The sequence below is a fragment of the Virgisporangium ochraceum genome (assembly GCF_016863655.1).
GTDB lineage: Bacteria > Actinomycetota > Actinomycetes > Mycobacteriales > Micromonosporaceae > Virgisporangium > Virgisporangium ochraceum.
Genome location: NZ_BOPH01000020.1, coordinates 124065 through 137762, shown reverse-complemented (window position 1 = coordinate 137762; position 13698 = coordinate 124065). Strand labels below are relative to the sequence as shown.

Sequence of the window (13698 nt, the reverse complement as noted above, 5' to 3'; positions counted from 1 at the left end):
GCCATGACGTGTACGGAGGTCCACCATCGCCACGACCTCCTCCATCGACACCGGCCGACACCGGCCGACACGGTCGCCTCCGGCCCCCGCCGGACACCTTTGGCGGCACAGCGACCACAAGTGCCCGACGAACAGCCACCACAACCAGGTGAACAGTTACCTGGCGGAAACCTCAAGTGTCACTTCATCTTCTCGCCAGTGAAGATGATCAACGGGGGTGGCGACGGGATCAAGCCCCGGCAACGGGCCAGCCAAGATCAGCGGTCCTCTGCACGACAGCGCTCCGTTCCGGTGGTCGTCGCCGCCTGGCTTCGGCGTCGGACCCGAACCCCTGATCTCGAACGGTGTCCGTGACGCCGACCGCAAGGTGCTGCGCGCGCCGGTCCCATTGCCGGACGTCGGAAAGTCGCCGCAGTCTCCCGACCTTGCGCCCGGCGAGACCGCGACGGTGCCGGCGACCCCGACCAGCGGCGGCGCGTCGTCCACGAGATCGACGTGCGCCGCGGTGCGTACACCGGCCGCACGTGGACGTCCCGCGTCGACCCGGCCGACCTCGTCGTCGGCGACGCCCAGGTCCTCGACGTCCGGCGGCTGCTGCTCGTCGAGCCCGCTGTTCTCGTTCCCGCTGCGGTCGGTCGAGTCGGTGCTTCCGCTGCGCGGAGACCGGGTGCTGGTCGCCAACGACAACAACTTCCCCGGCAACGACGGCCGCATCCCGGGCCGCGCCGACGACACGGAGCTGGTCGTCGTCACGGTCCCCGGCCTGCGCGACGCCGCGTGACCGGTCGGTGGGTGGGCGCCTACGGGTGCCCGCCCACCGGCCCGTCCCGCGCGGAGCACGGGGTCCTGGGCGCCGCCTACGGGTGCCCGCCCACCGGTCCGGTGCGCCGACGCCGGTAGGCCAGCGCCGCCACCGCGAGGGCCGGTCCCCAGAGCGGCCACAGCACCGCCGGCCCGTTGATACCGAGGTTGATGCTGCTCGGGTCGGCGATGACGTGCCGCGTGAACATGAGCCCCGCCGAGGTCACCGCCATCGCGACCACCATGGCCGGCACCACCGCGACCGGTACCGGCACCCGCCGCCCACGCAGCAGCGGGATCCAGCGCGGGAACGTCTCACCCCACGGCCGCACCAGCCCGACCGTGAGCACCGATCCCAGCACGGCGAGAGTTCCCATCGCGGCGCCACCCCACCAGATGCCGGGCATCTCCCGGTCCATCGCCCGCAGCTGCTCCGCGCTGAACCCGACCGGGATGCCGAGCGCCCACGCGTACCGGGTCGCCGCGTAGACCAGTGGCACCGCGACCGCGGTCCACGTGGCGGCGACCCCCCACCGCGAGATGCTGTCGACCTCGCGGCCCAGCCGAAGGCGCCGGTGCGCTGCCGCGACCGTGGCGAACAGCCACGCACCACCCATGCACACCAGCTGGTTGACCACCGGCCACGGCAACTGCGACGCGATGGTCACCCCGTCGGGCCACCCGAACGGCATCCCGACGAGCAGCACCGGAACGTGGCCGAGCGCCACGAGCGGCCGGTAGTCGGGCAGCAGCACCCCGAGGAACACGGCGACGCCCCAGGCGGTCCCCTCGACGAGCCGACCACCCGGCCGCTGCCGCCGGACCCGCACCGCGAGCCACAGTGCCACGGCCCCCGCACCGAACACCACCGCCGCGACGACCGGCGCCGCCCTCTCCTGCCGCACCCACCCGAGAATGGACATGCCCTTGGCGATGGCCGGATCGGGATCGCCGTCCCCGAACGGGAACCCGCCCCCGCCCACGGCCCACCAGAGGGCCAGCAGCCCGTAGGCCAACGCCCAGCCCACCGCTCCGAACGTCTTCACAGCTCTCATGGACCCACGGTCGGCCCCGGAGGACCGCCCGACCAGATGCCGAACGGCACCCCGCCGCGGCGGGCGTGGGAGGCCGACCCGTGGCAGGGCGGCCGGCCGTCCGTGGGTGGGGCTGTCAGTCGGTGCCGGCCTCCATGGCGGCCTGGTCGAGGAGCGAATCGTCTTCGCCGGTGCCGTTGCCCCGGGCGGCGATGGCCTCGGCACCGCCCTCGGGCATGGCGCCGATCAGGCCGGTGGACGCCACCTGGGCGGCGCCGACCAGCATCGGGTGCGGGCTGCCGCCGACCATGGCCATGCCGGCGTACTGCTCGAGCTTGGCGCGCGAGTCGGCGATGTCGAGGTTGCGCATGGTCAGCTGGCCGATGCGGTCGACGGGGCCGAAGGCCGAGTCTTCGGTGCGCTCCATCGACAGCTTGTCGGGGTGGTAGCTCAGCGCCGGCCCGGACGTGTCGAGGACGGAGTAGTCGTCGCCGCGGCGCAGGCGCAGCGTGACCGTGCCGGTGACCATGGTGCCGACCCAGCGCTGCAGGGACTCGCGGACCATGAGCGCCTGCGGGTCGAGCCACCGGCCCTCGTACAGCAGGCGACCCAGCCGCCGGCCGTCGAGGTGGTAGCTGGCCAGCGTGTCCTCGTTGTGGATGGCGTTGACCAGCCGCTCGTACACGATGTGCAGCAGCGCCATGCCGGGCGCCTCGTAGATGCCGCGGCTCTTGGCCTCGATGATGCGGTTCTCGATCTGGTCGGACATGCCCAGCCCGTGCCGGCCGCCGATCGCGTTGGCCTCGAGCACCAGGTCGACCGGTGACGCGAACTCCTTGCCGTTGATCGCGACGGGCCGGCCCCGCTCGAACGTGACCGAGACGTCCTCGGTGGGAATCTCCACCGACGGGTCCCAGAACCGCACGCCCATGATCGGGTCGACCAGCTCGATACCGGCGTCGAGGTGCTCCAGCCGCTTCGCCTCGTGGGTGGCGCCCCAGAGGTTGGCGTCGGTGGAGTAGGCCTTCTCGGTGCTGTCGCGGTAGGGGAGACCGTGTGCGAGCAGCCACTCCGACATCTCCCGCCGGCCGCCGAGCTCGGTGACGAAGTCGGCGTCGAGCCACGGCTTGTAGATGCGCAGCGACGGGTTGGCGAGCAGGCCGTAGCGGTAGAACCGCTCGATGTCGTTGCCCTTGAAGGTGGAGCCGTCGCCCCAGATCTGCACGTCGTCTTCGAGCATCGCGCGCACGAGCAGCGTGCCGGCGACGGCCCGGCCGAGCGGGGTGGTGTTGAAGTACGTCTTGCCACCCGAGCGGATGTGGAACGCGCCGCAGGCGATCGCCGCGAGCCCCTCCTCGACGAGCAGGGCGCGGCAGTCGACCAGGCGCGCGATCTCGGCGCCGTAGGCGGTGGCGCGGTCGGGCACGGACGCGATGTCGGGCTCGTCGTACTGGCCGATGTCGGCGGTGTAGGTGCACGGCACCGCGCCCTTCGCGCGCATCCACGCGACGGCTACCGAGGTATCGAGGCCACCGGAGAAGGCGATACCGACCCGCTGACCGACAGGCAGGGAGTTGAGGACCTTGGACACGCCTGAAAGTGTATACGGTCCACTGCATAATCATGCACCCGCCCCGGGGTGTTTTTTCGAATCCACCTGTCGGGAGGATCACCGTGGGTGACCCGGAAGCGGACAAGTGGTCCGCCGGCCACCCCGCGAACGCCCCGCAGAGTGGCTGCGGGGAGGGAACGGGTTCGTGAATACATGGCATCGCGCCGGCCGATGGGTCACGGCGGCACTGCTGCTCGCCGTGGCACCGGTGCCGGTGGTCGTCGGACGGCTCCTACTGACCGACCGGGGTGCCACCCCGGCTACGGCGGCGGCCGTCACCGTGGGTGTGGCCACCACCATCCTGTGCCTGCTCGGCAGCGCCACCGTCGCCGTCCGGCTCGCCCGGCCGGTGGACGGGTCGCAGGCGCAGTACCCGCGCCGGGCCGCCCGGCACACGGCCGGTGACCGCCGGTCGGCGCGGACGCGCGAACGCCGGCCCGGCACCCGCCGGTGGGGACGGGCCGACGCGCGCCGGTCCCGGCGCCGGGTGAACCAACGCAGGTCGGTTGGCGTCGACAGCGATCTCTGATATCAAGGTTCCTCAGTCCTGGCCGCGCTCCGCGCAGGACAGGAAGGAACCCAACTCCGTGGATGTGAGTCGCACCGTCGACGGCGACGGTGTCGCCACGATCGCTCTGAGTGGTGACGTCGACCTCGTGGTGGCCGACGGGCTGCTCGGCGCGCTGTCCGAGGTCATCGACGACGCGGCGACCACCCGGGTGGTCGTCGACATGTCGCGGGTGCGGTTCTGGGACTCCTCGGGCGTCGGCGCGCTGGTCGCCGCGTACCGGCGGGCGTCGGAGCGGGGCACCCCGCTCGTCGTCGGCGAGATGTCCGAGCAGGTGCGCCAGATCCTGCACCTCACCGGTCTGCACCAGTTGCTGACCACGGTCGGCCGCTGACCCCTTTATATCGATAGCCATCGACGCTACCGTGTGCGGTGTGAAACGTTCCAGCAGAAACGTCGGCGCCGCGCTCGCCGCCATGCTGGCGACCGTCGCGACCACAGCGACCGCCGCCGCCGCGGCGAGCCCGACCGTCACCCACCTCGGCACCAGCGTGCTGACCACCAGCGGCCGCACCGCGGTGAGCTACTCCGGCCTGATGAACGGCGAGTCGTTCCAGCAGGACGGCATCACCACCGTCGGCGGCTGGCAGTACGCCGCGTTCTGGGACCAGAGCGGCTACGTGAACCTGTCGCGCCGCCAACTGCCCTCGGGTGCCTGGCAGAACCTGCGGCTGACCGACTACCGGAGCACGTCGACCGACTCGCACAACGTCATCTGCATCGGCGTCTCACCGCGTGACGGAACCGTGCACCTCGCCTTCGACATGCACTCCAACCAGTTCAAGTACCGCCGGTCGACCCCCGGTGCCGCCTGGTCGACGAGCGCCTTCGGCCCCGTGCAGAACAGCCTCGCCGGCACCGCCATGCCGACCGTCACCTACCCGCAGTTCTTCGCCGCGCCGGACGGCACGCTGCAGCTGGCGATCCGCACCGGCGTCAGCGGCAACGGCGACGAGGTGCTGTACGAGTACGCCAACGGCGGCTGGTCGTACCTCGGTGAGTTCATCGACGGGACGTCGTACGACAACAATCCGTACCTGTTCGGCATCGAGTACGACCGCGCGGGCGTGCTGCACGCCACCTGGACCGTGCGGGAGACCTCGAACGGCAGCACCAACCACGACCTCTTCTACGCCTACAGCACCGACAAGGGACGCACCTGGCGCAACAACACCGGCACGGTGCTGCCGAAACCGGTGGCGTCGAACGGTACGGCCGTGAAGGTATGGCCGAACAGCCAGAACCGCGGCCTCATGAACCAGGAGTCGCAGGTGGTCGACTCGGCCGGCACCGTGCACGTGCTGCAGTCGCACCTGCGCGCGAACACGCCGAGCGTCACCGACTTCAACACCGCCCGCGACAGCGCCGTGCTCGTGCACTACTGGCGCGACAAGGCCTCCACGGTGTGGAACCAGCGCTACCTCGGCTGGACCGAGGGCCTCAGCCGCGGCGACATCGCCGTCGACTCCCGCGACAACCTCTATGTCGTGAGTGGACATTCGGGCACCAACGTCCTGCAGATCGCCACCGCGTCGAAGGCGTCGGGCTGGTCGGACTGGGCGGTGCGCAACCGGTCGGGCGCGCTGTACATGTCCGACCCGCTGATCGACCACCCGCTGCTGGCGACGCAGAACATCCTGAGCATCTACACGCCGCGGGTCGGCGGCAGCCGGATCGACGTGCAGAACTGGTCCACCGCGTCATGACCGGCGCGGCACATCAGCGGTGGAGCCCCGGAGCACGAGCGTCGCGGGCAAGGGTGGCGTCGGATCCGGCACCTGGTCGCGGAGAAGGGTGAGGAGAACGGCGGCGGCCCGCTCGCCCTTGGCGCGTACGGGTTGGTGCGCCGTCGTCAGGCCGAGGTTCGCGGCGGTGGGTGTCGCGTCGTCGAAGCCGACGACGGAGAGGTCGTCGGGGACGCGCAGACCCAGCCGGTGGGCGGCCCGCAGCGCGCCCTCGGCGAGGCGGTCGCTCATGCAGAGCAGCGCGGTCGGCCGGGGCGACAGACGCAGGACCGCGGTGGCGCCGGCGTCGCCCTCGTCCGGGGTGCTGTCGGTGCCCTGGTGCACCGGCACGTGCGTCCAATCGAGGCCGCGACGCTCGACGGCGCCGCGGTAGCCGGCGAGCCGGTCGCGCGACACGGCGTACGTGGCCGCCTGCTGCTCGGCGGCGGAGACGAGGCCGGCCGTCGGTGCGCGCCACAGGCCGAAGCACACCACCCCGAGATGGCGGTGGCCGAGACCGAGCAGATGGTCGGCGGCCCGCTCCGCGCCGGCGCGGTCGTCGACACCGACCCACGGCACGCCCGGTCCGAGCGTGGCCGGGCGGGGCTGGTCGACCACCACGAGCGGCAACCGGCGGGCGAGCGCCGCCGTGAGGACCGGGTCGTCGTCGGCCAGCGAGCACGCGATCAGCCCGTCGACCGCGGCCCGGGTGACCGCTGACGCGGACCGCCGACCGGGTAGCAGGAGCAGACCCGTATCCGCCGACTCGGCGACCGACGTCATTCCGGCGAGCAGTTCGCGGGCGACCGGGTCGTCGAACGCGTAGGAGAGGCGGTTGGCGTAGGCGACCCCGATCGCGCCGACGCGTCCCGACGCGAGCCCGGCGGCGACCGGGTCGGGCCCCGCGTACCCGAGCCGGTCGGCGGTGGCGAGGATCCGCTCGCGCAGCGCGGCCGAGAGCTGGTCGGGCCGGCTGAACGCATTGGAGACCGTCTTGGCCGAGACGCCGAGCTCGGCCGCGACGTCACGCAGGGTGAGACGGCGGTTCCGGGGCACGGCGCCAGGATATGCGACTTCTTCACCGGTGAAGTAGCGTCGGGGGATGAGACGGTACGGACCCGTCGTCGCGTTGTGTGCGGTGCAGTTCGTCGATGTGCTCGGCGTGACCAGCGCCATCACGGCGATCCCGGCGATGCTGACCGGCGTGTCCGCCTCCCCGCGGGCGACCCCGGTCGTGGCGACCGTCTACGCCATGTTCTTCGGCGGCCTGCTGGTGTTCGGCGCCCGCCTCGGCGACCGGTACGGCCACCGCCGCGTGCTCCTCGCCGGCATCGTGTCGTTCGGCGTGGTGTCGGTGGTCGGCGCGACCGCGCAGGAGGTCGTCCAGCTGGTCACGTCGCGGGCGTTGCAGGGCGCGGCGGCCGCGGTCAGCGTCCCGTCGGCGTTGCGCCTGTTGTTGGACGCGGCGCGCGGCGACGCGGACGGCGGGGACACCCGGCGGCGGGCGGCGATCGCGGCGTGGAGCGCGACGGGTGCCGCCGCCGGTGCCCTGGGGCTGCTGGTCGGCGGCGCGTTGACCGACGTCTTCGGCTGGCGGGCGGTGTTCTGGGTCAACGTGCCGGTGGCGCTGCTGCTCGTGGTGGCCGTCCGCGCGCTGGTGCCGCGGTCACGGACCCAGGTCGACGCGACGCGGCTCGACCCCGTCGGCGCGGTCCTGATGATCGCGGCGGTGATGGCGCTGATCCTCGGGGCGTCGCTGGCCGAGGACGCCCACCGGCGGGCACCGGGTGGCGTGCTCGTCGCCGTCGGCCTGGCGCTCGGCGCGGCGTTCGTGGCGACGCAGCGCCGCGCCCGCGACCCGCTCGTCCCGCGCGCCGCGCTCGCCGACGCGAACCTGCGCACCGGAACCGTGGTGTCGTTCGTCAACACCGCGACGACGAGCAGCGCCGGCGTGCTCGCCACCCTCCTGATGCAGCAACGGCTCGGGGTCTCCGCGGTCGGCGCGGGCCTGGCACTGCTGCCGTTCAGCCTCAGCGTCGTGCTGGGTTCGGCCCTGTCGACGCCGTTGGGCGCCCGCCTCGCGCCGCGACCGTTGGCCGCGCTGGGACTCGGCGGCATCGCCGCCGGGAACGTGGTGCTGGCGGCCACGTCCGGCAGCGTCGCGGGCATCGTCGCGGGGGTGGCGGTGGCCGGCACCGGCCTCGGGATCGCGTCGGTCGCGGCGACCGCGGTGGGCACCGACGTTCCCGACGCGCTCGGCGGATCGGCGACGGGGCTGCTGAACACCAGCGCCCAACTGGGCACCGCGCTCGGCGTGGCCGGGCTGCTCGTGGTCGCGGCGGCGGCGGGCACCGCGACGGCGTGGGCCGTGGGCGCGGCGGTGTGCGGCCTCACCGCGGCGGCGCTGCTGACGCGGGCAGGTCGCGGAGCACCCGTAGCCGGCTGAACAGCAGGGTGAGACAGGTCAGCGCCAGGAACCCGGCTGCGCACCAGATCGCCGACCGCACCCCGAGCCAGCTCGCCAGCGCGCCTCCGACCAGCGCGCCCAGCGGCATCGTGCCGAAGTTCACCAGGTGCATGCTCGCCACGACGCGGCCGAGCAGGTGGTGCGGCGTGTACACCTGCCGCCAGCTGCCCTTGACGACGTTGCCGGCCACCACACCGACGCCGACCAGCACCCCGCCGGCGACGGCCGCCAGCAGCCGCGTTCCGGTGCCGGTCAACGGGATCAGCAGTGCCGACGGCATCGCCACGAGCTGGCAGACGAGCATGGCCCGCGCGGTGCCGAGCCGCCGCCCCAGCGCCGGCGCCACGAACGCGCCGACCGCTCCACCGACGCTCATCGCCGCCATGACCGCGCCGACGACCCCGGGTGTCAGGCCGATGTCGCGGGCCAGGAACACCACGAGGATCGACTGGTACGCGACCAGCCCGAGGTTGCTCGCCGCGCCGTAGACCGCGAACAGCCGCAGGAACGGGTCCCGTGCCACGAACCGGATCCCGTCGGAGACCGCGCGGCGCAACGGCGGCCGCTCGACCGGTCGCGGCCGAACCGGCGGCCGTGCCCGGATCGCCGTCAGGCACAGGGCCGAGACGAGGAACGTCACCGCGTCGAAGAACAGCGCCCACACGGCGCCGAGCGCGCCGGCGATGAGACCGGCGAGGCCCGGTCCACCGACCTGCGTGACCGCCTCGGTGCCCTGCAGCCGGGAGTTGCCGGCGGGCAGGTCGGCCGGTGGTAGCAGTGTCGGCAGGAACACCTGGTACGCGGTCATGAAGAACACGCTCGCGGCGCCGGTGCCGAACGCCACGGCGAACAGGTGCGGCAGCGTCAGCCCGCCCAGTACCGCCGCGACCGGCACGCTCAGGTACAGCACGAACGACGCGACGTCGCACCACACCATCAGCGGCCGCGGTGGCAGCCGGTCGACCCACGCTCCGGCCGGCAGGCCGATCAGCAGCCACGGCAGCCACGCGGCCGCCGACAGCACGGCCACCTGGAACGCGGTCGCGTCGAGCACCGTGATCGCCACCAGCGGCAGCGCCACCCAGGTCACGCTGGTACCGAGACCGCTGGCCGCCTGCCCGGCCCACAGCAGCCGGAAGCCACGGCCGCGGACCGGGTCGGTGTCCGCGCGGGGCGCCAGGGTCGTCGTCACGTCACGGCCTTCCCGGGACCCCGTGCGCGAAGAAGAACACCGGTTCGCGGCGCGGATCCTCCGTGACCGTACGGGTGGCCCACTTCCTCACGAGTGCCTGCAGTTCGCCTTCGAAGGCGGCGAGGTCCTCGGGCGTCATCGAGAACCATTTGTCGGTGGAGAACGCCGCGTCGGCCCACTCCCGTCGCTCGTCGGACACGGCGTGCCAGGCCCGTACGAGGCTCGTGTGCCGGTCGAGGTTGAGCGACGCCGCTGCGCTGGCGACGGCCTGGCCCACCGGGTCGTCGGCGAAGTCGGAGTTGTTCCAGCGCAGGGCGGTCGACGCGAGCGCCCACCACCGTTCCCGCTTGTTCCGCGCCCGTTCCGGCACCTCGACGACGAGGCCGGCGCCGGAGAGGACCTTCAGGTGGTGACTGACGTTGGCCACCGCCTGCTCGGTGTGCCCGGCCAGCATGGTCGCGGTGGCCGGTCCGTCGACCTTCAGCACGTCCATGAGCCGTCGCCGCAGCGGGTGCGACGCCGCGGCGAGCACCCGGGAGTCGCGAACCTGTACCACGTCCTTCTTCGGCATGGTCCCACCGTCGCATAACAAGAGCCGTTGCGCAACGGCTCTTGCGCAACGGCTCTTGCTAAACGGTGTCAGCCCGTGAACGTGTAGGCGCCCGACCCGACGTGGTACGTGCGGGCACCCATGGGAACCGCCTGCGCCGGCGCGGTCACGTTTCCGGAACCCGGAACGGTGACCGTCGCCGCGACCCCGGCCGGTACGGACACCCGCAGCGTCACGACGCCGCCGGACACGGCCCAGTCGCTGACCGCGAGCCCGTGCGGGGTCTCGAACCGGGCGGCCGCCGACGTGAGGCCGCCGCCGACCAGCGGTGCGATCCGCAGCGCCGAGTAGCCCGGCGCGGCCGCTTCCACCCCGCCGACCCTGCGGTAGAGGAAGTCGCCGACCGAGCCCATTCCGTAGTGGTTGAACGAGTTCATGCCGGGGTCGTTGAACGAGCCGTCGGGCCGGATGCCGTCCCACCGCTCCCAGATCGTCGTGGCGCCACGGCTGTTCATGTAGCCCCAGCCGGGGAACCCGGGCTGCAGCAGGATCTGGTACGCGGTCGCCGCGTGACCGTTGTCGGCCAGCACCGGCAGCAGGTTCTCCACGCCGAGGAACCCGACGGTGAGGTGCCCGCCGGCGGCGTTCACCCGGGCGACCAGCCTGTCGGCCACCGCCTGGGTGCGGTTGCCGGTGAGGCCGAACGCCAACGCCAGCACGTACCCGGTCTGCGTGTTGCCGCTCACGGTCCCGTCGGCCGCCACGAACCGGTGGGCGAACGCCGCCGCGACCCGGTCGGCCAGCGCACCGTACGACACGGCCTGCGCGCCGCGACCGGTGGCGGCCGCCATCCGCGACACCAGCCGCGCCGACCACCCGAAGAACGCCGTCGAGATGAGGTCCTGCGCGGTGTTGTCGTTCACGTTGAGCCAGTCGCCGTACGTGGTCTGGTCGCGGATGAGGTCGGCACCCGACGTGGCCCGCAGGTAGTCGACCCACCGCGCCATCGCGGCGAAGTTCTCGTCGACCACGCGCAGGTCTCCGTAGCGCTGCCACAGCGTGTACGGCACGATCACCCCGGCGTCGCCCCACCCGGCCGCGCCGGCTCCGCAGCACACGTTCGGCGCCACGTCGGTGAACGCGCCGTCGGCGCGCTGGGCGTCGACGAGGTCGTCGGTGTACTTGTCGAGGAACGCCTGCATGTCCAGGTTGAACGTCGACGTCGCGGCGAAGATGGCGATGTCGCCGGTCCAGCCGAGGCGCTCGTCGCGCTGTGGACAGTCGGTGGGGATCGTGAGCATGTTCGACCGCTCGCCCCAGAGAATGTTGTGCTGCAACTGGTTCACCAGCGCGTTGCTCGTGGTGAGCGTGCCGGGTTGCGCGCCGGTGGTCCAGGCGGCGCGTCCGGTCACCGTCGGCGCGGTGGTGCTGCCGGTGACCTCCACGTACCTGAACCCGTGCACGGTGAACCGCGGCTCGTAGGTCTCGGTTGCACCGGTACCGGCCAGCGTGAACCGGTCGGTGGCCTGCGCCGCGCGCAGGTTCGCGGTGTAGAGCGTCCCGTCGGGGTTGAGCACCTCGGCGTGCCGGATCGTCAGCGTGGTTCCCGCCGTGCCGCTGGCGGCGATCCTGGTCCAGCCGCTGAAGTTCTGCCCGAGGTCGTAGACCCAGCGGCCCGGTTGCGGCTGGGTCACCGACACCGGGGTGAACTCGCGCTGCACGGTGGCGCCGTTGTCCACCTGGGACACCAGGGTCGGCCTGGGGCCGGTTCTCAGCTGTACGGCTTCCCAGGTGCTGTCGTCGTACCCGGGCCGGTCCCAGTTGGCGATGGCGAGCCGCGCGTCGTAGGTCTCGCCGTGGTACAGGTCGTCGGCACGGATCGGGCCGCTCGTGGTGCGCCACGTGCTGTCCGTGCGGACCGTCGCCGTCGTGCCGTCGGTGTAGGTGACCACGAGCAGCGCGCTGTACCACGGCTGGGTGCCGTAGCGCTGGTTGCCCGCGAAGCCGAGACTGCCGGAGTACCAGCCGTTGCCGAGCCAGGCGCCGAGCGCGTTCGCGCCCTGGCGGAGTTGGCCGGTGACGTCGTGCACCGTGTACTGCAGCCGTTTCGCGTAGTCGGTCCAGCCGGGTGCGAGCACGTCGGCGCCGACCTTCGCGCCGTTGAGCCGGGTCTCGTGCAGGCCGAGCGCGGTGGTCAGCAGCCGCGCGTCGCGGACCGGCCGGTCGACCGTGAAACCCTTGCGCAGCAGGGGAGCCGGCCCGCTGACCGCCACGCCCGACGCCCACGGTCCGCTGCCGTACGTGGCGACCGCCCGGGCGGCCGGCCAGCCGCTGTCGTCGAACCCCGGCGCGGTCCAGCCGGCCGGCGCGTTCTGCGACGCCTTCCACGCGGCATCGGTCACGACGGTCGTGCCGCCCGACACCGTGAGCTTCGCGACGAGGCCGGCCGGCGACTGCGTGGTGTTGTCCGCCGCGACGGCGATCGTGTTGGTACCGGCCACGAGGCGGCCGCGCAGGTCGACGACCGCGGCCCGGCGCCACGAGTCGGTGACCCGCGGCGACGCGCTCACCTGGACGCCGTTGACCCACACATCGGCGGTGTCGTCGCCGGTGACGACGAGCTGTCCGGACGCCGGCGCGCCGGCGAGGCCGAGCGTGCGCCGGAAGTAGCGGGTGGCCGCGGGTACGCCGGCGGCCGGGTCGCCTTCGGGGTACCAGATCCAGCTCGCGCCGGCGAGGTCGAGGCCGGCGGTGCTCCGCCCGATGAACTCGGCCGTCCACTGTGTACCGGTCTCGAAGGACTGTGTGGCGCTCCAGGGTCCGGTGCGGCCCTCCGCGTCGAAGGCCCGCACGCGCCAGTAGTAGCGGGTCAGGCCGGTCAGCGCCGGTCCGCCGTAGACGACGTCGACCTGCTGGGCGCCGGACACCCGGCCGGTGGTCCACACGTCGCCGGTGTGCGCGGCCGTCGTGGAGACGGTGAGCTCGTAGCCGGCCTGCCGCTGGCCCTGCGCCGTGGACGCGAGCTTCCATCCGAAGCGCGGCCGCGGCGCGTCGACGCCGAGCGGTGCCGTCTTCCGCTCGACGGTCGCGGACACGACCGTGAGCGGTGACGGGGCGTCCGGGTCCGGCGCGGTGACGTCGGAGCTCCACGGTGAGACGCCGTAGGCGCCGGAGTCGCGGGCCGCCGGCCAGCCGGAGTCGGCGAACCCGGGCTGCTCCCAACCGGATACCGCGTTCTGGCCGGCCTTCCACGTCGCGTCGGTGACGAGGTCGGTGGTGCCGCCGGCCGCCACGACCCGGAGGCGGCCCAGCAACCCGGCGGGCCCGGCGGCGGTGTTGCGGGCGGCGACCGCGATCGTGTTCGTGCCGGTGGTCAGGTGCGCGCGCAGGTCGAGGTACAGCGCCCGGCGCCAGGAGTCGCCGACGCGCGGCGACCCGCCGACCGGCTTCCCGTTGACCCAGACGTCGACGGTGTCGTCACCGGTGACGACGAACTGCGCCTCGCTGACGGCTCCACTGTGGACGGTGAACCGCGTGCGCAGGTACCGCGTGGCGGCGGGCACGGACACCCGCGGATCGCCTTCCGGGTACCAGATCCAGTGCGCCCCGTCGAGGCCGGCGGGCGCCGCCTGCGCGGCGATGGGGGAGGGGACGAGCAGTGCCGCGACGAGAGCGGCGACGAGGGACGCCGTGCGCCACGCACGACGATGTGTCAGGGGCATGGGGAGTGCTCCTGTCGTGGGGGTATGG

General features: G+C 72.8%; 11 protein-coding genes. 5 read left to right on the top strand and 6 right to left on the bottom strand.

All coding sequences use genetic code 11. From position 1 onward, the window contains the following. Positions 1-217: 217 nt before the first annotated feature. Positions 218-781, top strand: coding sequence for a hypothetical protein (locus Voc01_RS08290; RefSeq protein WP_239160042.1), 564 nt, complete (start codon positions 218-220; stop codon positions 779-781). Between the two features lie 76 nt (positions 782-857). On the opposite strand, the gene Voc01_RS08285 is transcribed toward Voc01_RS08290, so the two are convergent. Next, positions 858-1856, bottom strand: a complete 999-nt coding sequence (locus Voc01_RS08285) for a hypothetical protein (RefSeq protein WP_203926696.1) — start codon at positions 1854-1856, stop codon at positions 858-860. Between the two features lie 115 nt (positions 1857-1971). Next, positions 1972-3426 carry an argininosuccinate synthase gene (gene argG / locus Voc01_RS08280; protein WP_203926695.1) on the bottom strand — a complete coding sequence of 485 codons (1455 nt, stop codon included), beginning with the start codon at positions 3424-3426 and terminating at the stop codon, positions 1972-1974. Positions 3427-3592: 166 nt separating this feature from the next. Between argG and Voc01_RS08275 the strand changes: the two genes are divergently transcribed. From Voc01_RS08275 to Voc01_RS08265, 3 genes are read left to right on the top strand one after another with little or no spacing between them, the layout of a single operon-like run. Further along, positions 3593-3976, top strand: coding sequence for a hypothetical protein (locus Voc01_RS08275; RefSeq protein WP_203926694.1), 384 nt, complete (start codon positions 3593-3595; stop codon positions 3974-3976). A 58-nt stretch (positions 3977-4034) separates the two neighbouring features. Continuing rightward, positions 4035-4349: an STAS domain-containing protein gene (locus Voc01_RS08270; RefSeq protein ID WP_203926693.1), complete on the top strand. Its 315-nt coding sequence runs from the start codon at positions 4035-4037 to the stop codon at positions 4347-4349. A 40-nt stretch (positions 4350-4389) separates the two neighbouring features. Then, a complete protein-coding gene (locus tag Voc01_RS08265) occupies positions 4390-5721 on the top strand; it encodes a BNR repeat-containing protein (RefSeq protein ID WP_203926692.1) in 1332 nt (443 codons plus the stop codon). Here the strand turns inward: Voc01_RS08265 and Voc01_RS08260 are convergent. Further along, a complete protein-coding gene (locus Voc01_RS08260; RefSeq protein ID WP_203926691.1) occupies positions 5716-6795 on the bottom strand; it encodes a LacI family DNA-binding transcriptional regulator in 1080 nt (359 codons plus the stop codon). The genes Voc01_RS08265 and Voc01_RS08260 overlap by 6 nt on opposite strands. A 46-nt stretch (positions 6796-6841) precedes the next feature. Here Voc01_RS08260 and Voc01_RS08255 point away from each other — a divergent pair, with 46 nt between their 5' ends. Next, complete coding sequence (locus tag Voc01_RS08255; RefSeq protein WP_203926690.1) at positions 6842-8185, top strand: MFS transporter; 1344 nt, start codon at positions 6842-6844, stop codon at positions 8183-8185. On the opposite strand, the gene Voc01_RS08250 is transcribed toward Voc01_RS08255, so the two are convergent. The 3 genes from Voc01_RS08250 to Voc01_RS08240 form a co-directional block, all read right to left on the bottom strand. Beyond that, positions 8130-9398 carry an MFS transporter gene (locus tag Voc01_RS08250; protein ID WP_203926689.1) on the bottom strand — a complete coding sequence of 423 codons (1269 nt, stop codon included), beginning with the start codon at positions 9396-9398 and terminating at the stop codon, positions 8130-8132. The genes Voc01_RS08255 and Voc01_RS08250 overlap by 56 nt on opposite strands. Before the next feature lies 1 nt (position 9399). After that, positions 9400-9969, bottom strand: a complete 570-nt coding sequence (locus tag Voc01_RS08245) for an ArsR/SmtB family transcription factor (protein WP_203926688.1) — start codon at positions 9967-9969, stop codon at positions 9400-9402. 68 nt (positions 9970-10037) lie between these two features. Further along, positions 10038-13670, bottom strand: a complete 3633-nt coding sequence (locus tag Voc01_RS08240) for a family 78 glycoside hydrolase catalytic domain (RefSeq protein WP_203926687.1) — start codon at positions 13668-13670, stop codon at positions 10038-10040. Between the last annotated feature and the right edge of the window lie 28 nt (positions 13671-13698).

Bases quoted from the DNA above. Each gene is read 5' to 3' on its own strand.
- Voc01_RS08285 (WP_203926696.1), bottom strand. From the start codon at position 1,856: ATGAGAGCTGTGAAGACGTTCGGAGCGGTGGGCTGGGCGTTGGCCTAC.
- Voc01_RS08255 (WP_203926690.1), top strand. From the start codon at position 6,842: ATGAGACGGTACGGACCCGTCGTCGCGTTGTGTGCGGTGCAGTTCGTC.
- Voc01_RS08245 (WP_203926688.1), bottom strand. From the start codon at position 9,969: ATGCCGAAGAAGGACGTGGTACAGGTTCGCGACTCCCGGGTGCTCGCC.
- Voc01_RS08240 (WP_203926687.1), bottom strand. From the start codon at position 13,670: ATGCCCCTGACACATCGTCGTGCGTGGCGCACGGCGTCCCTCGTCGCC.